Annotated in this window: 19 protein-coding genes; 4 read left to right on the plus strand and 15 right to left on the minus strand. The window is 64.4% G+C overall.

From position 1 onward, the window contains the following. Nucleotides 1–40 precede the first annotated feature (40 nt). Both ABFK29_RS22390 and ABFK29_RS22395 read left to right on the plus strand, forming a co-directional pair. On the plus strand, nucleotides 41–1045 hold the full coding sequence (locus ABFK29_RS22390; protein WP_347100662.1) for a quaternary amine ABC transporter ATP-binding protein: 1005 nt from the start codon (nucleotides 41–43) through the stop codon (nucleotides 1043–1045). Between the two features lie 31 nt (nucleotides 1046–1076). Next, nucleotides 1077–2444 (plus strand): transaminase, encoded by a 1368-nt coding sequence (locus ABFK29_RS22395; RefSeq protein WP_005861810.1) that lies wholly within the window; start codon nucleotides 1077–1079, stop codon nucleotides 2442–2444. A gap of 50 nt (nucleotides 2445–2494) precedes the next feature. Here the strand turns inward: ABFK29_RS22395 and speB are convergent, their stop codons facing one another. From speB to ABFK29_RS22430, 7 genes are all read right to left on the minus strand, one after another. Continuing rightward, nucleotides 2495–3433, minus strand: a complete 939-nt coding sequence (gene speB / locus ABFK29_RS22400) for an agmatinase (protein WP_005861808.1) — start codon at nucleotides 3431–3433, stop codon at nucleotides 2495–2497. Between the two features lie 73 nt (nucleotides 3434–3506). After that, complete coding sequence (locus ABFK29_RS22405; RefSeq protein WP_005861804.1) at nucleotides 3507–3977, minus strand: DUF3237 domain-containing protein; 471 nt, start codon at nucleotides 3975–3977, stop codon at nucleotides 3507–3509. Between the two features lie 239 nt (nucleotides 3978–4216). Beyond that, nucleotides 4217–5632, minus strand: coding sequence for an amidase (locus ABFK29_RS22410; protein ID WP_005861800.1), 1416 nt, complete (start codon nucleotides 5630–5632; stop codon nucleotides 4217–4219). A gap of 155 nt (nucleotides 5633–5787) precedes the next feature. Further along, nucleotides 5788–6816: an extracellular solute-binding protein gene (locus ABFK29_RS22415; RefSeq protein ID WP_005861797.1), complete on the minus strand. Its 1029-nt coding sequence runs from the start codon at nucleotides 6814–6816 to the stop codon at nucleotides 5788–5790. A gap of 19 nt (nucleotides 6817–6835) precedes the next feature. Next, the gene (locus ABFK29_RS22420) at nucleotides 6836–7639 is read right to left on the minus strand and encodes an ABC transporter permease (RefSeq protein WP_005861795.1); all 804 of its coding nucleotides are present in this window, start codon (nucleotides 7637–7639) and stop codon (nucleotides 6836–6838) included. Further along, a complete protein-coding gene (locus ABFK29_RS22425) occupies nucleotides 7632–8543 on the minus strand; it encodes an ABC transporter permease (protein ID WP_005861793.1) in 912 nt (303 codons plus the stop codon). The genes ABFK29_RS22420 and ABFK29_RS22425 overlap by 8 nt, the downstream gene beginning before the upstream one ends. A gap of 1 nt (nucleotide 8544) precedes the next feature. Next, nucleotides 8545–9606 (minus strand): ABC transporter ATP-binding protein, encoded by a 1062-nt coding sequence (locus ABFK29_RS22430; protein WP_005861791.1) that lies wholly within the window; start codon nucleotides 9604–9606, stop codon nucleotides 8545–8547. 91 nt (nucleotides 9607–9697) lie between these two features. Between ABFK29_RS22430 and ABFK29_RS22435 the strand changes: the two genes are divergently transcribed. Both ABFK29_RS22435 and ABFK29_RS22440 read left to right on the plus strand, forming a co-directional pair. Continuing rightward, nucleotides 9698–10378 (plus strand): TetR/AcrR family transcriptional regulator, encoded by a 681-nt coding sequence (locus tag ABFK29_RS22435; protein WP_005861789.1) that lies wholly within the window; start codon nucleotides 9698–9700, stop codon nucleotides 10376–10378. A 509-nt stretch (nucleotides 10379–10887) separates the two neighbouring features. Further along, nucleotides 10888–11541, plus strand: a complete 654-nt coding sequence (locus ABFK29_RS22440; RefSeq protein ID WP_005861787.1) for a GntR family transcriptional regulator — start codon at nucleotides 10888–10890, stop codon at nucleotides 11539–11541. Nucleotides 11542–11604: 63 nt separating this feature from the next. Here the strand turns inward: ABFK29_RS22440 and ABFK29_RS22445 are convergent, their stop codons facing one another. The 8 genes from ABFK29_RS22445 to ABFK29_RS22480 form a co-directional block, all read right to left on the minus strand. Further along, nucleotides 11605–12210, minus strand: coding sequence for a glutathione S-transferase family protein (locus tag ABFK29_RS22445; RefSeq protein ID WP_005861785.1), 606 nt, complete (start codon nucleotides 12208–12210; stop codon nucleotides 11605–11607). A gap of 1 nt (nucleotide 12211) precedes the next feature. Then, nucleotides 12212–13588, minus strand: a complete 1377-nt coding sequence (locus ABFK29_RS22450; protein WP_005861783.1) for an MmgE/PrpD family protein — start codon at nucleotides 13586–13588, stop codon at nucleotides 12212–12214. Nucleotides 13589–13593: 5 nt separating this feature from the next. Next, a complete protein-coding gene (locus tag ABFK29_RS22455; protein ID WP_005861781.1) occupies nucleotides 13594–14961 on the minus strand; it encodes an MmgE/PrpD family protein in 1368 nt (455 codons plus the stop codon). A gap of 20 nt (nucleotides 14962–14981) precedes the next feature. Next, nucleotides 14982–16340: an MmgE/PrpD family protein gene (locus ABFK29_RS22460; protein WP_005861779.1), complete on the minus strand. Its 1359-nt coding sequence runs from the start codon at nucleotides 16338–16340 to the stop codon at nucleotides 14982–14984. Nucleotides 16341–16369: 29 nt separating this feature from the next. Then, entirely contained in the window at nucleotides 16370–17098 is a 729-nt protein-coding gene (locus ABFK29_RS22465) for an ATP-binding cassette domain-containing protein (RefSeq protein WP_157136574.1), read from the minus strand. An 88-nt stretch (nucleotides 17099–17186) separates the two neighbouring features. Further along, on the minus strand, nucleotides 17187–18308 hold the full coding sequence (locus tag ABFK29_RS22470) for an amino acid ABC transporter permease (RefSeq protein ID WP_050772466.1): 1122 nt from the start codon (nucleotides 18306–18308) through the stop codon (nucleotides 17187–17189). 5 nt (nucleotides 18309–18313) lie between these two features. Then, a complete protein-coding gene (locus tag ABFK29_RS22475) occupies nucleotides 18314–19513 on the minus strand; it encodes an amino acid ABC transporter permease (RefSeq protein WP_005861773.1) in 1200 nt (399 codons plus the stop codon). An 82-nt stretch (nucleotides 19514–19595) separates the two neighbouring features. Further along, complete coding sequence (locus ABFK29_RS22480) at nucleotides 19596–20630, minus strand: amino acid ABC transporter substrate-binding protein (protein WP_005861771.1); 1035 nt, start codon at nucleotides 20628–20630, stop codon at nucleotides 19596–19598. Nucleotides 20631–20664 lie beyond the last annotated feature (34 nt).

Consider the following 20664-nt stretch of genomic DNA (forward strand, 5'->3'; position numbering starts at 1 on the left):
CAAGATTTCCTGCCGCGGCTTGTGGAAGATCTTTGGTCCCTTGGATGCGTCCCACGTCACGGAGGCCAGATCGGTCGATGCGGCGTTGCAACGGATCGCCGAGACGGACGCGATTGCCGGTGTGGCAGGCGTAGATCTCGATATCCGCGAAGGCGAGGTGTTCACGCTGATGGGCTTGTCCGGTTCGGGCAAGTCGACCTTGCTGCGCTGTCTGGCCGGCCTCATCGAGCCGTCGGTGGGCACGCTCGAATACGACGGTCAGGACCTGATCCACATGGGGCGCGGCGCGCTGCGCACGCTGCGGCGAAACAAGACCAGCATGGTGTTTCAGAACTTTGCCCTGCTGCCCAACCGCACCGTTTTGGGAAACATCGAACTGCCGCTGGAAATCCAGGGTCTCGACAAGGCGCGGCGTCGCGCCCGGGCGCTGGAGATGATCGAGCTGGTGGGTCTTGCGGGGCGCGAAAGCCACTATCCCAGCGAATTGTCCGGTGGCCAGCAACAGCGCGTCGGCATCGCGCGCAGCCTGACGACCGACCCCGAACTGTGGTTCCTGGACGAACCGTTTTCCGCGCTCGACCCGCTCATCCGTCGCCAGATGCAGGACGAACTTCTGCGACTGCAGGCGCAGCTGCGCAAGACTGTGGTGTTTGTCACCCACGACTTCGACGAGGCGGTGAAAATCAGCGACCGGATCGCCATCATGCGCAACGGCCGGATCGAACAATGCGACACGGCCATCAACATCATCGCCAATCCCGCCAACGACTACATCCGCGAGTTCGTCTCGGACGTGGACTGGACGCGGGTTGTGACGGTGGGCGATGTGACCGCGCCGGGCCCGGCAGAGGGCGTTGCAACCACGATCCCCGCCGGCACCACGCTGCGCGATGCAGCGCGAAACCTGCTGGACAGCAATGGCCCCTGGGCTGTGACCGACGACGCCGGCCGAACGACCGGCGTCCTGACCAGACAGGCCCTGTCCGGGGCGCTGGAACGATCGGTGGCACAACAGACGCCCGAAAGGGGCCGTGCCTACGCCTGAGGCGGCGGACAGAGCATAGAAAGGATACGTCTTGGACAGGATAAACAGACCCGCTCTGACGGACCGGCTGCGCGAGGAAACCGCGCTTTTCGCGACGCGCCATCCGGGATCGGCCGCGCAGGCGCGCAATAGCGCCGCCCATCTGCTGACCGGCAACGGCATGAACTGGTGGCGCATGTGGCCCGGCGGCTTCCCGCTCTGCATCCGCGAGGGTCAGGGCGCCGAAGTCACCGATGTGGACGGCAACGTTCTGGTCGACCTGTGCCTTGGCGACACAGGCGCGATGACCGGCCATGCGCCCAAGGGTGCGACCGAAGCCATCGCGGCAAGCCTTTACAAGGGCAGCTCTTTCATGCTGCCGACCGAGGATCACCTCTGGGTCGCGGAAGAGCTGGAGCGGCGTTTTGGCTTCAGCCATTGGCAATACGCGCTGTCCGCCTCCGACGCCAACCGATTTGCCATCCGCTGGGCGCGCATGGCCACCGGGCGCAAGAAGGTGGCGATCTTCAACCACGCTTATCACGGCGCGGTGGACGAAGCGCTGGCCGAGCTGGACGAGAGCGGCGCGGTCGTGCCCAAGGCGGGCAACATCGGCTATGGCATCGCGCCGTCCGAGACCACGAAGGTCGTCGAATTCAACGATCTGGAGGGCGCGAAAGCGGCGCTTGCGGACGAAGACGTGGCGATCTTCCTGGTGGAACCCGCGTTGACCAACATGTCCATCGTGCTGCCCGACCCCGGATTTCTGGAGGCGCTGAGCGAAGCCTGCCGGGACCGCGGCACGGTGTTCCTGATGGACGAGACCCACACCATCTCCGAAGGATATCGCGGCTACACCGGCACCCATGGCATCCGCGCCGACATGATCGTCATCGGCAAGCCCATCGCCTCGGGCATCCCGGCGGCGGTCTATGGCTTTGCCTCGGACCTCGCCCAAACCATCGAAAGCCGCTATCCCGCGCCGGAGGACGAGGATGCATTGGGCATCGGCACGACCCTGACCGGGTCGGCCGTGACACTGGCCGCCATTCGCGGGACGCTGGAACATGTGCTGACCGAAGAGGCGCATCGGCACATGGACGCGCTGGCCGAACATTACGAGGCGGGGGTGAAGAGCCTGTTCGCGGACCTCGGGCTTGACTGGTCGGTGATCCGCATGGGCGCCCGGGTCGAGTTCCTCTACGACAACACCAACCCCCGGAACGGGTCGGACGTGCTGAATTCGTTCAAGGATTACGACCTCAACGCCTATCTGCACGTGGCGCTTCTGAACCGGGGATTCGTGCTGACGCCGTTCCACAACATGGCGCTGATGTGCCCCGCGACGACGCGGGCGCAGGTCGACGCGTTCCACGCCGCCTTCCGCGAGATTCTGGAGCCGGTCGTGGGCCGCGACTGAGCGTCCGCATCTGCCCGGGGCCGCCACTATGGCCCCGGGCGGCGCGCGTCTTACGTTTCGGGCAACACGCAGAGCATCTCGAAGAGATAGTTCGCCGCGATCACCGCGGTGTTGCCCGTGGTGTCGTAGGGCGGAGAGACCTCGACCAGATCGGTGCCGACGATGTTCAGCCCGGTGCAGCCCCGGATGATTTCAAGCCCCTGAATGGTGGTCAGCCCGCCGACCTCGACCGTGCCGGTGCCCGGCGCGAAAGCCGGATCGAGGCTGTCGATGTCGTAGCTCAGATAGACCGGGTGATCGCCGATCCGGGCGCGGATGTCGTCCATCAGCGGGGTCAGGCTCTTGTGCCAGCACGCTTCGGCCGGTGTCACCGTCCAGCCCTTTTCGCGGCCCCAGTCGAAATCCTCGGGACTGTAGCCGCTGCCGCGCAGGCCGATCTGAAAGACCATATCGTCGCGCAGAAGCCCCTCTTCGTGGGCGCGGCGGAAGGGGCAGCCATGGGCTGCCTCTTCGCCGAACATGTGCTCGTTGGTGTCGGAATGCGCGTCCACATGGATCAGCGCCACCGGCCCGTGCTTTTCCGCCATGGCGCGCAGGATCGGCCATGTCAGCGTATGATCGCCGCCAAGGGTCAGCGGCACGACATCGTGGCGCAGGATCTCGCGGTAGGTCTGTGCAATGATCTCGACGGATTTCTTCAGATCGAAGGTGTTGATCGGCACGTCGCCGATATCGGCCACCTGCATCCGCTCGAAGGGGGCGGCCCGCGTGGCCATGTTGTAGGGGCGGATCATCCGGCTTTCGTCGCGGATCTGACGCGGACCCAGCCGGGTGCCCGAGCGGTTCGAGGTACCGATATCCATCGGGATGCCAACGAAACAGGCGTCCAGCCCCTCGGCCGTGGGCTGGGAGGGCAGGCGCATCATGGTCGCGGGACCGCCCATGCGGGGCATCGTGTTGCCGCCAAGAGGTTGGTTGGTCTGGGACATGGTTTTCTCAGCCGAGGTTGGGGGCCACGCCATCGTGCGCCGTCTGGAAGTCAAGGTGATGAAGGGCGGGCGCTCAGTCCACTGTAAAGACGCGGATGACGACGGCTTCGGTCGTGAAGATGCAGGTCGCGACGAAGAGGCGGTCGTTCAGCCATTCATGCGGTCCGGTGGGCGCGTCGAACCGTGGCGCACAGCGGAAGTAGTATTCCCCGGTATCCACGGACTCGCCCCGGTCGAGACGGTCGTTGACCTCTTGCGACGCTTTGAAGAGGCCGATGTTGCAGATGTAGATCGGCGTGCCGTCCTCTGCCTCGAGCGTGTAATGCGCCTCGACCCGGCTGGTGCCGTCCGGGCGGATGTGTTCGAAATCGGCGCCCCCCGGCAGCACGCGGCCCGTCAGCCGGGGGCCGTCCACGCGCCCACCGGTGATGCCGGTGATCCGGCGCTGGCCGTTGGGGCCGGGCGCGCCCATGATGGGCGGGGCGATTTCGGCGGAGATGTCGAAAGCGTGGCTGAGGCCGATGGGGGCATCCGAAAGTGGCATGTGTCACCTGTCCGTTGTTGATGGTCAAAAGGCAGCGCGTGTCCCCCCCTCGGGGTCGGTCGCGGCAAGATCGCGGTCCGTCAGGATCATGTCCGCCAGAAAACCCTGTGTCAGCTCACCTTGCCGGTCTCCCCCGAACGCGGCGGGGGCGGCGAAGTGGACACACCCGTCAAGCCACTTGTTCGCGGTGAGGCGGTTGTCAGGTTTGTCCTCTTTCGGACTTGGCAAGAGGCCGCGCCCTACAGCGGTTTCGGTGTGACGGGGGCGAGCGGTCCGATGCGCGTCTCCAGCGCTTCGGCGGCGGTAAGGCAGCGCTCATCGTCGAACCAGCGCGCGATCAGCTGCACGCCGACCGGCAGCCCCTCGGCCTGGCCTGCGGGCACGGTCAGACCCGGCACGCCCAGCCCCGCCACAAGCGGCAGGGGTCGATAGGCACGGATGATCCGGGCCATCGTGTCCTGATCCACGGTGTCGTGGTCGATGGGCAACGGAGGCACGCAGGTGGTGGGCGTCAGCACCAGTGGATAGGTCCGCAAGAATTCGCCCCAGGCGCGGCGGATCGTCAGACGCCGGATATAGGCATTCTGCACGCCGACCCGATCGAAGGCCGGAAGACTGGCCTCGGTGAATTCGAAGGAGCGGCGGAACCTGTCGTCTCCCAATGCCATGAAGGTCTCTCGTGCCGGGCCGGTACAATCCGCATAGAGCATCGCCATCCAAAGCTCGGCCATCTCGGCGAGATGCGGGGGAGCCGCCTCTTCGACCACATAGCCCGCGTCATCGAGCCAATCGGCGGCTTGGCGTACCACGGCGACCACGGCGGGATCGACGGGCGTGTCGTCATCGCCCAGCCAGACTGCGACACGGCAGGGCTGTCGCGTCTCCAGTGAAACCGAGGGTGCCGGCACCTGATCGGGATCGCGTGGGTCGAGGCGGGACAGCACCGACATCCCCAACCGTAGGTCGCGGGCGGAGCGGGCGATCACCCCTTCGGAGGCACCCAGTTGCAGGGCAAGCCCCATGTCTTCGGTCTGAGACGGGTTGTAGCTGGGGATAAGACCCATGGTGCCCTTCATGGCATAGACGCCGCAGACAGACCCCGGCAAACGCAGCGAGCCCGCCACGTCGTTGCCATGGGCCAGTGCGCCGATCCCGGCGGCGACTGCAGACGCAGCACCACCCGAAGAACCGCCGGGAGATTTCGTCAGATCATGGGGGTTGGCGGTGGTGCCGTGCAGGTCGTTCGAGGCGAACCAGCGATAGCAGAAGGCCGGCACGTTGGTCTGACCGATGATGACCGCCCCGGCTTTCTTCAGGTTGCCAGTGGGAATGCCGTCCTCCTGGGCGCGGTTGTCCTTCAGTGAGAACAGACCGACGGTGGTAGCATGGCCCTTCAGATCGGTGTCGATCTTGGATGTGACCGGCACGCCATGCAGCGGGCCAAGCGGCTCGCCCGCCTTCACCGCCGCGTCAGCGGCATCGGCGGCGGCGAGCGCCTCGTCGTCGAAGCGGTTGACCACGGCATTCAGCGCCGGGTTGACGGCGTCCATCCGGGTAAGCGCAGCCTCGGTGGCTTCGCGGCTGGTGATGCGGCCCGCGCGGATGGCGGCAGCCGTGGCCGTTGCGTCGAGCGTGATGAGGTCGGTCTTGGCCATGGGAACCCTCGTGGCGTTGGGCAAAAGGAGGCGCCGTCCGGAACCGGTTCGGTCCGACAGAGCAGGTACGTCGAAGATGGTGCCCCTGCGCAGGGGTGAGCACAGGGGCAGAGCGGCCCGTCCAGGGGGAGGCGCCGGAATGGGCCGCTAAGGGATCACTTGGTGACGGTGGTCCAGATGCGGCTGTAAAGGTTTTGCACCTCGGGCGAGCAGTTGGTCTGGAACACCGCCTTGTCGGCGAATTCCTCCGGCAGAGTCAGCTCGGGCGCGGCCAGAAGGGCGGGGTCCATGAATTCCTCGCTGCCGGTGATGCCGTTGGTGTAGCCGGTGTAGTTGGACACCAGCGCGGCGTTTTCAGGATCCATGACGAAGTTCTGAAACAGCTTGGCGTTCTCGACATTGCGCGCATCCGCGAGGATGGCGATGTTGTCCTGCCACTTAAGGAAGCCTTCCTTGGGATACCCGTATTCGAAGCCGTCGTTTTCGGCGCGGATGCGGATCGCCGCGCCGTTCCAGAAGACCGTGGCCTGCACGTCCTCGTTAATCAGCTTCTCGAAGCTGACGTAGTCGATCGAAATCCAGTTGGGCTTGGCTTCGAGCAGTTTCTCCTGAGCCGCCTTGAGGATCGCCTTGTCCGATGTGCAGGGCTCTCCGCCGACGTACATGATCGCAAGATCCATGACTTCGGCCATCTGCGGCATGACGTTGATGGTGCCCTTCAGCTCTTCGGGCGGATCGAGGAAGATGGACGAGGTGTCGATGTCGCCGTCATAGACGTCGCGGTTGACCATGACGCCGGTGTAGCCTTCGACCCAAGGGGCGGTATAGGCCCGCTCGGGATCCCAAGGCACATTGGCCCAAGCCTCCGAGACATGCTTGAAGTTCTCCATCTTGCTGGGCTCGGAGCGCAAAAGCAGCTCCTTCTCCAGGTAGACCGGCATGATAGAGGCGCTGACCAGCACGATGTCGAAGCCGTGACCGCCGGCTTCGATCTTGGCCAGCGCCGTCTCGTTGGTGTCGAATTCCGTCACCGTCACCTCGACATCGTAGGTCTTTTCGAACTTCTCGATCAGGTCGGGCGGCGTGTAGAGGCCGAAATTGAAGATGTTCAACGTGCCTTCGGCGTAGGCGGGCAGCGCGTTGGCGGTCAGGGCGGCCGCGGCAAGGGTCAGCTTTGTTTTCATGTCGGTCTCCGGTGTTGGGTCAGTTTCTTTTTCGGGTCAGCAGCCATGACGACGCCACGATCAGAACGCTGATCAGCAGCAGGAGCGCGGAGATGGCGTAGATTTCCGACGTCAGGTTGCGTCTGAGATGCCCCAGAAGATACGTGGGCAAGGTGTCCTGGCCGGGAGATTTCAGGAATTCCGACATCACCACATTGTCCAGCGAAACCACGAAGGCCAGCATGAACCCCGCAAGGATCGCCGGTGCCAGAAGCGGCAGCGTCACCTTGCGGAACGTGTAGAACCGGCCCGCATAGAGATCGGCGGCGGCGGTTTCCAACGTCAAGTCCATGCCCTGCAGACGCGCCCGGATCGGCATGTAGGCAAAGGGGATGCAGAAGGTGCTGTGCGCCACGATCAGATAGGTCAGGCCGGTGTAGCCCGTGGCCTGCTTGATCTGCGCAAAGATGATCAGCAGCGCAATGGCCAGCACGATTTCGGGGACCATCAGCGGCTGGTTCAGGATCAGGTTCACGGTGCCCTCGCCGCGAAAGTCTCGGGTCCGGGTGGTGGCCAGCGCCGCCAGCGTGGCGCAGGCCGTGGCAATCAGCCCGGCAGTCGTCGCAAGGATCAGCGAATTGGTGGCCGCGTTGAGAAAGCTCTCGTTCTGCAGGGCGGCGGCGTACCAGCGCAGCGACACACCCTCCCAGACGCTGACCTGCTCACCTGCGTTGAGTGAGTTCACCACCAGCACGGCCATCGGGATATAGAGCAAAACAAAGCACAGGATGGCGAGCGGGCCGGCACCTGGCAGGCGGCGGATGTCGAACTTGCGGTCAGCCATTGTTGCTCTCCCGCGTCGTGAGGCGCGTGTACCAGACCAGCGCCAGCAGCACCAAGACCGTCAGGGTCAGGGACAGCGCCGCGCCCAGAGGCCAATTGCGGCCCTGCCCGAACTGCATCTCGATCAGGTTGCCCAGCATCATTGTCTTGCCGCCGCCCATGATGCGAGGCGTCACATACGCTCCCAGAGACGGCACAAAGACAAGGATGGAGCCCGCGATAATCCCCGACTTGACCTGCGGCAGCACCACCCGTCGAAAGCAGTAGGGACGCGAGGCGTAGAGGTCGTAGGCGGCTTCGGCCTGACCGAAATCGAACCGCTCGATGGCCGCATAGACCGGCAGCACCATCAGCGGCAGAAAGACATAGGCCATGCCCAGGAGCACCGCGAAATTGGTGAACATCATCTGGATCGGTGCCTCGATCAGACCCAGACCGATGAGCAGCCGGTTCACCAGCCCGTCCGACCGGATCATCTCCTGCACCGCGATGGTGCGCACCAGCAGGTTCGTCCAGAATGGAATAGTGATCAGCAAGAGCCAGACGGCACGCTGACGCAGCGGACGCGTCGCGATGAACCAGGCGGTGGGCACGCCCAGAACCAGCGTGATCAGCGTCGTAACAAGCGACAGCCCAACCGACCGGCCAAGGATCGTCAGGTGCGCCCCCGACAGGCTGACCGTGTCGTCGAAGATGTCACGCTCGAACAGGACCTGGAACCACCCCTGGAGCGAGGGGATCCACTTGACGTTGCCGTAATCGCCGGGCGTCAGGAAGGAATAGACCGCGACCACGCCAAGCGGCAGGATCGAGAACAGGACAATGATGGCGAGCGCCGGCAGGGCAAGGCCCCAGCGGCGCCGGGCATCGGCCCTTCTGGCATGGGTTTCTCCGCGCATCGCCATCTCAGGCTGCGTCTTTCGGCAACAGGTGAATGGCGTCGGAAGGGAGCGCCACCTCTATCCGGTCGCCGCTCTGCCAGGGCACGCCGTCGCGAAGTGCGTTCTGCACCCGCGCCACCAGCACGGAGCCGTCCGCCAGCCGGGTGTGCACATGCGTGTCGGTGCCGAAATAGACCAGCCGGTCCACCGTGGCCAGGAAAGTCAGCGCGCTGCCCTGGGCTTTGCCCAGAACGATATGTTCAGGGCGCACCATGACTGTCACCGCGCCGTCTGCGTGGGCAACGGGCATGGAATCCGAGGTCTGCGCCAGCACCAGCTTGCCGCCGTCGCAACGGGCGTCGAGCAGATTGCTTTCGCCGATGAAGCCCGCGACGAAACTGTTGGCCGGGTTGTCGTACAGATCGCGCGGGGTTGCGATCTGCTGGATATGGCCACCACTCATCACGGCGATCCGGTCGGACATGGTCAGCGCTTCTTCCTGGTCGTGGGTGACAAAGATGAAGGTCAGGCCGGTTTCCTGTTGCAGGCGTTTCAGTTCGACCTGCATTTCCTTGCGCAATTTCATGTCGAGCGCCGACAACGGTTCGTCCAGAAGCAGGATGCGCGGTTTTGGCGCCAAGGCACGGGCGAGGGCCACGCGCTGCTGCTGACCACCTGACAACTCGCCGCTCCTGCGGTGGGCGAGGTGGTCGAGCTGCACGAGCGCCAGCATGCGCGCGACCGTGTCGTCGATCTCGGCTCTGGGCCGGCCCTGCGCGCCGAGCGCAAATCCCACGTTCTCGGCCACCGTCATATGAGGGAACAGCGCGTAGTTCTGAAAGACGGTGTTCACAGGGCGCCGGTTGGGCGGCAATTGCGCAATGTCCTGACCGTCCAGCACCAGTTGCCCGCCGCTGGGTTGCTCGAAGCCCGCGATCATCCGCAGGAGGGTGGTCTTGCCGCATCCCGATGGCCCAAGAAGCGTGAAGAACTCGCCTTCGGCAATCGTGAAACTGACCTCGTGCAACGCCGTCACCTGGGTCGCGCCCTGACCGAAGGTCTTTGTCAGTTTTCGAATCTCAAGCATCGGGTGGTTCCCTGTCGGTTTCCATTATGCCTATTGACCAAAATTTTTTAGTCAATAAGATTTTTAATCGAGTACAAGAAGGTGCGATCAGTTGACGGAAAATGCGGCAGTCAGTGCCAAACCCAGCCTGCGCGACCGCAAGAAGGCGCGGCGCCGGGACGAAATCATCAAAGCTGCTCGCGAACTCTTTGCGCAGCAGGGGATCGACGCCACGACCATGGCGGAGATCGCGGCGGCGGCCGAAGTCTCGCCGCCGACGGTGTTCAACTACTTCGGATCAAAAGACGGCATCCTCGTCGCGATGATTACCGAAGGGACAAAGGACGCCCGCGAAATGGATCGCGGCAAACACCTGCGGCCCGGCGCCGATCTGACGACTCTCATCACCGAGCTGTTCCTGCGGGTGACGACCCGCACGCTGGAAGTCGCCGGCAAACGGGTCTGGCGCTACGCCGAAGCCGCCGCAATCCGCCACCCCGGAACCGACCTGGCGCGCGAATTTCACAACGTTTCCGTCGCCTTACATGAGGTGATCGTCGAAGTCCTGTCCGATATCGCGCTGGAGACCCGCGCCGGCACCGACTGCCCTAGGGACTATCTGGCAAGGATCCTGATCGACTTGTGGATGCCCCTCTTCATTCAGCTGATCACCGCCGAGGACATGTCTCCCGTCGAATATGAAACGACCGTTCGTGCGCGTTTCGAGCCGCTGATCGGCCTCATCTTCACAGACGCCTGCGCCACAGCCCCGACTCTTGTGCAGCACGGTTGATAACGACTGCTGCAGATTTCACGGGCATGTCGCGAACGCACCATTCCGCATGGCCCGCCCATCCTTGGCGTCCACGCTTTCCGTTTCGCTTTGTTCGGGTCTCGGCTCCCTCCTGACCGATGGCGATACCGCCACGGGGTGAGGCGACGAGCGCGGGCGATGATGGCCCAAGTCGTCGCCCAAGAGCCCGCGCGTGCAATCCTAAAGGGCCCACCAAGACGCAGGTGGTGATCGGTCGTCTTGCAGCCGTACGGCGCGCGGGCAGATACGATGACCCGTTCACGGAACGTCCATTCTTCGTCCGGCAACCCACCTCGTGCCGAGCAGGTCGCCACCGCGGAGACCAGCTTGAATCACGATCCGCGTGCCCTGCGTTTCCCTATAGCCAACATGTCCCAGGATCGGCTCCAAAGTGATAAGGCCGCGCGGGACTCGCAATCTCAATCAGGTTCGGGTACAGAAAAAAACAAATGTATGGTGTGTGACAATAGAATGCCGGAAAGAAGACAATGACGCAGAAATCAAAGACGCGGGACGTCAGTCACCGGATCTACGAAGCGGTGCGCGATGCCATCCACAACGGTGAGTTCGCGGTGGGCGAACGCCTGACCGAAGTCGCACTTGCGGAGAAATTCGGCGTCTCGCGCACACCCATCCGCGACGTGATCGCCAAACTCGAAGCGGACGGACTGCTGACCAACGTGCCGCGCCGTGGTCTGACCATCACCAACCTGAGCCATCAGCAGATCGGCGAACTCTACATGATGCGCGAAGTGCTGGAAGGCGCGACGGCACATCTTGCCGCCTACGCGGGCAGCGATGCGGAGATCGCCACGCTACGTGACCTTGTCCAGAGCGAGGAGGCCAGCTTTGGCGATCGCGCGGCCCTGTCGGTGATCAACAAGAAATTCCACCGCCTGCTCGCGCTCGCGGCGCACAACCGATACCTGCTGGCCGCGATCGAGCAGATGTCGATCACGATGTCGCTGCTGCCCAGCCTCCTGACCGAAGGCGAGCGGGCGCAAGTGGCGCATGCGCAGCATCTGGAAATCGTCGAGGCGCTGGAACGTCGCGATCCCGCAGCCGCCGAGAAGGCTGTCCGCGATCACATCCGTTCGTCGCATCAGCACCGGCTCTTGCTCATGCTGCCTGGAGAAGACTGAGCGCCGTCGCCGCGCCCGGAATGAGGGCCTGTCGCGCAGGCCCTCATTCGTCAACCGGGGTGGTCAGTTCAGTGCATCCTCGACATGCTGGCGATAGCCTGCGTGGGTCCGCAGGCGGTCGCGGTAGGCCAGCAGGTTCGGCACGTCGGGCAGAGGGTCCTGTGCGGAGCCTTCCCAAAGGCGCCAGCGAAAGACCGCAGGCGCGATGGCGATGTCTGCCAGCGTCAGGGTGTCTCCGACCAGATAGCTTCGGCCTGCAAGGTGCCGGTCGAGCAAGCCAAATGCCTGCAACGTCGCGGTCGCATCCGCCGTTTGCCCCGCCGCGCGAGCCTTGCGCAGGCGGCCCAGTGGCGGTGTCAGCGAGATGGAGGCCCAGTCCATCCAGCTGTCGATCGTACCGCGCGCAGCTGGGTCGGCGGGCCAAAGCGGGCTTGCAGGTGCCGAAGCTGCAAGGCAGCGAAGGATGGCGTTGGATTCCCAGACAACCTGATCGCCCATCTGGACGACCGGGACCGTGCCGGTGGGAGAAAGGCGGCGCACCGCCTCCGGATCGCGCGCATCGGCGCCCCGGCCCGCCGGTTCCAGCGTGAACGGCTGGTCCAGTTCGTCCATCAGCCAGAAGACCTTGGCGCAGTTGGACGAGTTGCGGCGCCCGTAGACCGTGACCATCTTACTGCCCCTTCCCGACGCCGGGCCCCTCGACCCCTCGCATGAGGTCGCTCAGCCCATCGCGGGGTTTCAGCCCGAGGATGACGGTGAAGGCCGCGTCCGCTGCCTCTTGCCCCAGCACATCGGACGCGCAATCGACGAACTTCCCGCGAAGCGTCTCGTCGCTCATCGGATTTGTCGGGCCGCGCCCGAACTTCGTCGAGGCGGTTGCAGAACGGACGCTACCGTTCCGCATGGTCACGGCGACCTCGCCCAGGTAGGCGTCGTCCTCCCGGTGCGCTTCGGACCGGACCTTGGGCAGGACTTTCGCCACCGGCGCAGTCAGAAAGGCGTCGTCGGCAAAGTCGCCCAGCCGGATCTGGCCCTCGGTCAGGGCCTTGGCGGTCAGAAACTGCACTGAGAACTTGGCATCCAGCCCGGACTTCGGCTCCGGGCGGTTGGTATGGGCAAGGCGCCGTTCGTGGGTGCGCGTGAGGACCGACTGGATCTCTTCCGGTGCAAAAAGCCCGTGCTCGTCGACCAGCGCAAGCGCCGCGTCGATGGCCGAATGCGCGCTGCCGCAGCAGGGGTGCTGCTTGATCGCGATGCCCGGATCGAGCAGTTCCAGCGGCCCGTCCCAGCCGTCGAGGATGGCGTCGGAGTCATAGGTCCCCGCGCCGTTGAACAGGTTGAAGAAGCCGTAGTTGTGCTCGAAGGCCTCGGGGTTGGCGGTCATGCCGTTCTGTGTGAGCAGGGCGGCCAGCACGCCGTTGTGCGCGGCCTGTCCGACGTGCATGGGCTTGACCGGCGTGCCGAAGTTCGACTTCAGCCCCGACGCCATCGAGACCGTCATCGCCAGCGTGTTGGCCATGCCATCGACACCAAGACCCAGCATTCGGGCAGAGGCTGCGGCCGCGCCGAAGACACCGAGTGTCGCGGTCGGGTGCCAGCCCTTTTCGTAGTGGTGAGGCAGCAGACCACGGGCCAGCCGGGTCTCGACCTCGACACCGGTGATATAGGCCTCGACCGTCTGAGCCATCGTCGCGCCCAGGGTTTCGGCAAGGGCGAGAACCGCAGGCACGACCGGTGCGGAGGGATGCCCGCCCATGGTCGTCGAACAATCGTCGAAATCGAGCGCATGGGCGGCGACGCCGTTGATCATCGCGGCATGAAGCACGGAGGCCTTGCGCCCGCCCGCGCCCCAGAGCGTCGCCTCGCCCGGGGCGGCATCGACCTCAAGCACTGTTTCCAGCGCGCGCAGGTACGGAGCCGAGCGACCGGCCAGCGCGACGCCGATCGTATCGGCGATGGCCCGCAGCGAGATATGGACCGCCTCGGACGGCAGGCTGTCCAGCGACAGGCCCATGGCTTTTTCGGAAAGGGACTTGGCAAAGCTCATGGGTCTTATCCTTGTGCCGGAATGGTGGCGGCGGCGATGGCCGCGGTCAGATCGGAGATGCCGTCGAGCCGGTCGAGCCGCATCAACAGGTCAAAGACCTCTGCGGCGCCTTCGGCGCTCAGGCTGCGGCTGGCGCAGTCGAGGAACTTGGCTTCCAGCATCTCCTTGGGCAGCGGCGCTTCGGGGCCGCGTCCCAACGGGCTTTCGATGTATTGGCGGTGCTCGACACCATCGGTCATGCGGACGACCACCTCTGCCCCGTAGTCGGGGAAGTCGTCGGACATCTCTTCCATGCGGATCAGGTTCATGACGCGGGTCACCTCGGGGTCATGCAGGGCGCTGTCTTCGAAATGCTCCAGCTTGACGGCGCCATTTACCAGGCCGCGCGCCACCACATACGGCAAGCTGAACTTGGCGTTGAGCGCGCTGGTGGCGGCGTTGCGCACATGCGGCAGCAGGCGGCGCGGGTGCATGCGCACAACCACGTCTTCGACGCCGGTACTGTCGGGCACGGCGCCGCCCTGCAACGCGATGACCGCGTCGATAGCGGCGTGAACGCTGTAGACGCAGGCGTATTTCTTGATCGAGATCCCGGGGTTCATCAGGTCGAGCGGTTCGCCCCAGCCATCCAGCATCTTGGCCGCGTCGTAGTGGCCCTTGCCGTTGAACACCTCAAGGAAGCCCTGTGGATGTTCCAGCGCGGCGGGGGCCGCATTGACACCTTCGGCGGCCATCAGCGCGGCAAAGAGACCATTGCGCGCGGCAAGCCCGGCGTGGAGCGGCTTGGTATCCGTGCCGAAATTGGCCTTGATTCCCGACGCCAGCGAGGCCGCCATGGAAATCGCATTGGCCATGCGGGTTGCGTCGAGCTTCAGCAGGACGCCCGCAGCGACGACTGCCCCGAAGATCCCAAGCGTCGCTGTCGGATGCCAGCCCTTCTCGTAATGGGCGAAGTTGACACCGCGAGCAAAGCGGGTCGCGGCCTCGACCCCGATCACGTAGGCGTCAAGGAAGTCGCGTCCGCTGCACCCCGTCGTTTCGGCAATCGGCAGGATCGCCGGGATGATGATGACGGTCGGATGCCCCGATAGCGACTTGCTGGTGTCATCGAAATCAAGCGCATGGCCGGACACGCCGTTCACGAAAGCGGCGTCGAGCCGTCCGAGCCGCTCATGCCGTCCCAGAATGTGGCAGGGGCCGGTGCCCTGAACGCCGGACAGAAGCGCGGACTGCGTGGTGGTGGATGGTGCCCCTAGCAGCGCGCACCCGATCATGTCCGCGATGGCGTCACGGGCAAATCCCAGCGCCTTGGGGTCAAAGGTCGCCGGATCGAGCGCCAGCGCGCGCGCGGCCAGCTCTTGTGAAAGTGACATGAGTGTCCTCCAGGGTTCGTCTAGGTCTTTGGCGCTTTGGCGGCGCGGGCCAGGGCGTCGGACAACGGCGCAAGGCTTGCGAGCCGGTCCAGCGAAATGAGGGTGTCGAAAAGCGCGCCTGCTTCGGCCTCGGTCAGGCAGGTCGAGACACAGTCGTCGAACTTCGTGCGGAACTCCGCGTCGCTCATCGGGTTGGCGGGATCGCGGCCCATGGCGACCGTGGCCGAGGCAGACAATTGCTGGCCGTCCTCAAGAGTGACGTGCACATGCCCGAGCGACAGGTCGTCGTTATGCGCCGCAAGCGTGACCTTGGCCGCCAGCGCCCGCGCTTGGGGATCCTGCACCCTTTCGGGCGTGAAATCGCCAAGGCTGACCGTGCCGTCCAGCAAGGCGCGTGCCGTCAGGTACTGTGTCGAAAATTTCGCATCCAGCCCGTCGGTGGGGTCGGGGCGGTCGATGTTGCGCAGGCGTCTGCCGTTCAGCACCACCTCGATCTTGGCGATGGGTGTCGTTCCAATGTGGTCGCGTAGCGCGACGGCCGCGTCGATGGCGCAATGCACGAAAGCGCAGCAGGGGTATTGCTTGACAGCGATGCCGGGTGAAAGCAGCGCAAAGTCCGTGGCCCAGCCCCGCGTCACCGGTTCAAGATCGCAGGCCTCGGTGCCGCCGAACGCCTTGAGAAAACCGAAGCGGTGTTCCAGCGCGGTCTCGCGCGCAGTATATCCGGCCTCGGCCAGCAGGGCCGCCTGCAGACCGTTGCGGTTGGCCTGTCCGGCGTGGAAGGGCTTTGTCATGGTGCCGGAATTGGCGCGCAGCCCGGCCGCACTGGAGGCCGCAATCGCGATGGCCACGGCCATGCGCTGTGGGTCGAGCCCAAGAAGCCGCCCGCAGGCCACGGCGCAACCTATCACGCCCAACGTCACCGTGGGATGCCAGCCACGATCCGCGTGGGCGGGATTGGCGACGCGCGCCAGTCGGATCTCCGTCTCCAGCCCCGCAACGAAAGCCGTGAGCACCTGCGCGCCCGAGGACCCGCGCGCCTCTGCGAGCGCAAAGAGGGCAGGGACGATGGAGACCGACGGATGCCCGTCCATTTCCAGATTGCAATCGTCGAAATCGAGCGCATGGGCGGCGATGCCGTTGCGCTGCGCCGCGTCGAGCGGATGCAGCCGCTGCGCAGACCCAAAGACCTGCGACGGACCCGGCGCGGCGGGAAACACCTCGTCCGAGATCCGGGTGACGGGCGTGTCGATGCCGGCCAGCGCGCAGGCCAGCGTGTCGGCAAAAGCGCGCGTGGCCCAGTTCGCGGCCGCCGGAGAAAGGTCGTCCGGGGTCAGCCCTGACGCGAGTTGCGCCAGAGTGAGTGTCAGTGAGGACACGGGGATTTCTCCTGTCTGGGAGGGGACTGTCAGTGCTTGAGGATCTGGTCGAGGAAGTTGCGGGTGCGCGAGCTTCTCGGGTTGTTGAAGAACTCTTCGGGCGTGCCGCTTTCGACGATCTGGCCGTCGGCCATCAGCACCACGTTGTCCGCGACGGTGCGGGCAAAGCCCATCTCGTGCGTGACGCAGACCATGGTCATGCCGCTTTCCGCCAGCTCGATCATCGTGTCGAGCACTTCCTTGATCATCTCAGGATCGAGCGCCGAAGTCGGCTCGTCGAAGAGCATGATCTCGGGCTGCATGCAGAGCGAGCGGGCGATGGCAACGCGCTGCTGCTGGCCGCCGGACAATTGCAGCGGGTACTTGTGGGCCTGCTCGGGGATGCGGACCTTTTCGAGGTAGTGCATTGCAAGCTCCTCGGCGGTCTTCTTTTTCATCTGACGCACCAAGGTCGGGCCAAGCGTGAGGTTGTCGATCACGCTCAGGTGCGGGAACAGGTTGAAGGACTGGAACACCATGCCGATGTTGCGGCGGATCGCCTCGATGTTCTTGATGTTCTCGGTCAACTCGATGCCGTCGACGATGATCTGGCCCTGCTGATGTTCTTCCAGCCGGTTGATGCAGCGGATCAGCGTGGATTTGCCCGAGCCTGAGGGACCGCAGATCACCACGCGCTCTCCCTTCGCGACGGAGAGGCTGACGTCCTGCAGCACTTTGAAGTTCCCGAACCATTTAGAAACGTTGCGAATTTCGATCATCGGCTCATCGGTTTGCGAAACATGGCGCTGAGCCGCTTGGGTGGTGTTCGTGTCGATTGCGGTCATGACGACAATCCTTTCCGGGGGCTCAGATGCGGCCCTGGTTGATCCATTTTTCGACTTGGCGCGCGTAGAGCGACAGGGCGTAGCCGAAGAAGAGGTAGATGGCGGCGACGAAGAGGTAGGCCTCGACGTAGTAGCGGCGCCACAGCGGGTCCTGCATCACGGCGGTGGTCGCCGTCAGGATGTCGAACAGGCCGATGATGATCACGAAGGAGGTGTTCTTCATCGCCGCGATGATGTGGTTGGTGATCGCGGGCAGGCTGATGCGCAGCGCCTGCGGCAGGATGATCCGCCGGGTGGTCTGCCAGTAGGTCAGGTTGAGCGAATCCGCCGCTTCGTACTGACCTGTCGGGATGGCCTGCAGACCGCCCCGGATGACCTCTGCCTGGTAACAGGCGAAGAAGACGGCGATGCCCACCGTGATCCGCAGCAGCTTGTTCACCTCGACACCCGCGGGCAGGAACAGCGGAAAGACGTTGACCGCGACGAAGAGGATCGTGATCAGCGGCACACCGCGCAGCGCCTCGATGAAGACCACCGACACGCCCTTGGCGACCGGCAGCGGCGAACGCCGGCCAAGCGCCAGCAGCACGGCCACGGGCATCCCGATCAGCACAGTCCCGGAGAAGAGGATCATGGTCAGCGGCAGGCCGCCCCAGTCGGTGCTTGGCACGAAGGGCATGCCGAAGACGCCGCCGAAGAGCAGGGTGAAGATCGAGACCACCGAGAAGATCCAGAGCGGCACCAGAAACTTGAGGTTCCAGAAACGCGGCATGAGCGAGACAACAACGGTCACGAGGTAGATCGCCATCATGATGACGAGCCGCCACTGCTCATCGTAGGGATAGAGGCCAAAGAGCATGGGCCGGTGTTTCTCGACGATCACCGCCCAGCAGGCGCCTGCAGCGGCCCGGCAGACGTCGGGATCATCGGTGTAGAAGACCGCATCCAGAACGCCCCAGTTCAGCACGAACCATGCGAAGCGGGCCAGGCACGCGGCCACGAAGACCGTCAGGATCCCTTGCGGGATCGAATTGAAGAGGTTCTTCTTCATCCATTGCCCGAAGGGCAGGGTGGCATTGGGGTCGAACTCGTCTGCGGTATGGATGACGGTGTCCACTTTGGGTGCGTCGGCTGAACTCGTCATGGTCGTCAGCGCTCCTTGATCGCCACGAGGCGGTTGTAGACATTCATGAAGGTCGAGGTGACGAGGCTGACGGTTAGATAGACCAGCATCATCACGGCAATCGCCTCGACGGCCTGCCCGGTCTGGTTCATGGCAGTGTTGCCGATGTTCACGAGGTCGGGATAACCCACGACGACCGCAATCGAGCTGTTCTTGATCAGACTCACGTACTGGCTGGTCAGCGGCGGGACGATGACGCGCAGGGCCTGCGGCAGCACGACAAAGCGCATCACGAAGCGCGGCCGGAGGCCAATCGAACGCGCGGCCTCGATCTGGCCTCGGGGCGTGGCCTGAAGGCCGGCGCGCACGATCTCGGCGATGAAGCCGGAGGCGTAGAGGGCGATCCCGATCAGCAGAGCGGTGAACTCGGGCGAGATGGTCACGCCACCCCGGAAGTTGAACCCCTTCAGCGCCGGAACGCTGAGGGCGGTGGGCGCGCCACCCAGAAGCCAGACAATGGCCGGAAGACCGAAGATCAGGCCGATCGAGGGCCAGAGCATCGAGATGTAGCGGCCCGTGTTCTCGCGATGGCGGCGTGCGAGGTAGCCGCCGAGGATGGCCAGAACGATCCCGGCGAAGCAGGCAAAGATCATCGGTCCGTGCACCGGATCGGTGGCCGGGACGGCGAAGGAGAGGCCCCGGTTGTTCAGGAACGCGAAGCCGCCGAAGTCGATGGCGTCGCGCGCCGCGGGCAGATTGCGCAGCACGACGGCCCAGAAGATCACCTGGAGGATCACCGGGATGTTCCGGACGATCTCGACATACCCGGTTGCGACCTTGGAAAGGAGCCAGTTGCTGGACACCCGTGCGAAGCCGACGGAAAAGCCGAGGATCGTCGCCAGCAGGATCCCGGCCGCAGAGACCCGCAGCGTGTTCAGCAGACCGACGAGGAAGGCACGCGCGTAAGTGTCGGTCGCGTTGAAGGGAATCGGCGTTTCACCGATGTCGAACTGGGCGTCCTGTTCGAGAAAGCCGAAACCGGTCGCAATACTTTGCGCCCGCAGGTTTTCGACGACATTGTTGTAAAGGAACAGCCCGGCCATGACGACGAACACCGCCATGACGACCTGTGTCGCAATCGTCCGGAATGTCTTGCTGTAGATGATCGTTCCAAGCGTTGCGCGCGGCTTCTGACCGCCTCGAATGCTGCCGTCGAGGTGAGACACGGGTCACTCCTGCCTGTGGGAAAGGAATCATTTTGCCCGTGCCGCCACCCGGGAGGAAGGCAAGGCGGCACGGGCCGGACGTTTACTTGATCGGGAAGCCGTAGAGCAGGCCGCCGTCAGTCCACTGCTTGTTCAGGTCACGATCCAGCTGCACCGGGCTGTCCGGACCGAAATGCCGGTCGTAGATCTCGCCGTAGTTGCCGACCTGCGTGATGACGTCATACGCCCAGTCCTCGGTCAGTCCCAGCTTGGAACCGTAATCCCCGGTGGTGCCCAGCAGCGACATGACGTCCACGTCGTCCGAGTTGCGCATCTCTTCGGCGTTCTCGGAGGTCACACCCAGTTCCTCGGCGTTGAAGGTGGCGTAGACCACCCACTTGACGATGTCGTACCACTGATCGTCACCCTGACGGACCGCCGGAGCAAGCGGCTCCTTCGAGAAGATCCCGGGCAGCAGCACGTGTTCTTTGGGGTCGGTCGTGTCATAGGCGCGGACGCCGGGCAGGGCGGCCTTGTCCTTCGTCAGGGCGTCGCAGCGGCCCGTCACGTAGGCGTCGACGAGCTGCTTGTTGTTCTCGATCACGACCGGCGTGTACTCCATGCCGCGCGATGCGAAGATCTGCGCCACGTTGCGTTCGGTGGTGGAACCGGGCGCGACGCAGATGGTTGCGCCATCGAGGTCTTCCACAGTTTCAACACCCGATCCCGCATGCACGAGGAAGCCGGTGCCGGTGTAGAAGATGGGCGGCGCGAAGTTCAGCCCCAGAGCGGTGTCACGGCCCAGCGTAGCGGTGACGTTGCGAACCAGCACGTCGACCTCGCCGGACTGGATCGCCGGGAAGCGCTGCTGAGAAGAAAGCGCGACAAAGCGCACCTTGTCCGCATCACCGAAAACCGCTGCGGCGAGGGCGTGGCAGTAGTCAACTTCTAGTCCCGCCCAGTTGCCCTGGCTGTCCGGCGCTGCAAAGCCGTGGCGTGCCGGGTGCACGCCGCACAGCAACTCGCCGCGGCTTTTGATGGACGCCAGCGTGTCGCCCGATTCGGCCTGGGCCGCTGTCGCTAGTGCGGCGGCGCCAATCAGCATGCCAGTGCTCAGGCTTTTGAAAATCTTCGTCATTTCGACCTCTCTCTGCGGTGCAATTGGCCGGGCT

This window comes from Sagittula stellata E-37, from assembly GCF_039724765.1.
Lineage (GTDB): Bacteria > Pseudomonadota > Alphaproteobacteria > Rhodobacterales > Rhodobacteraceae > Sagittula > Sagittula stellata.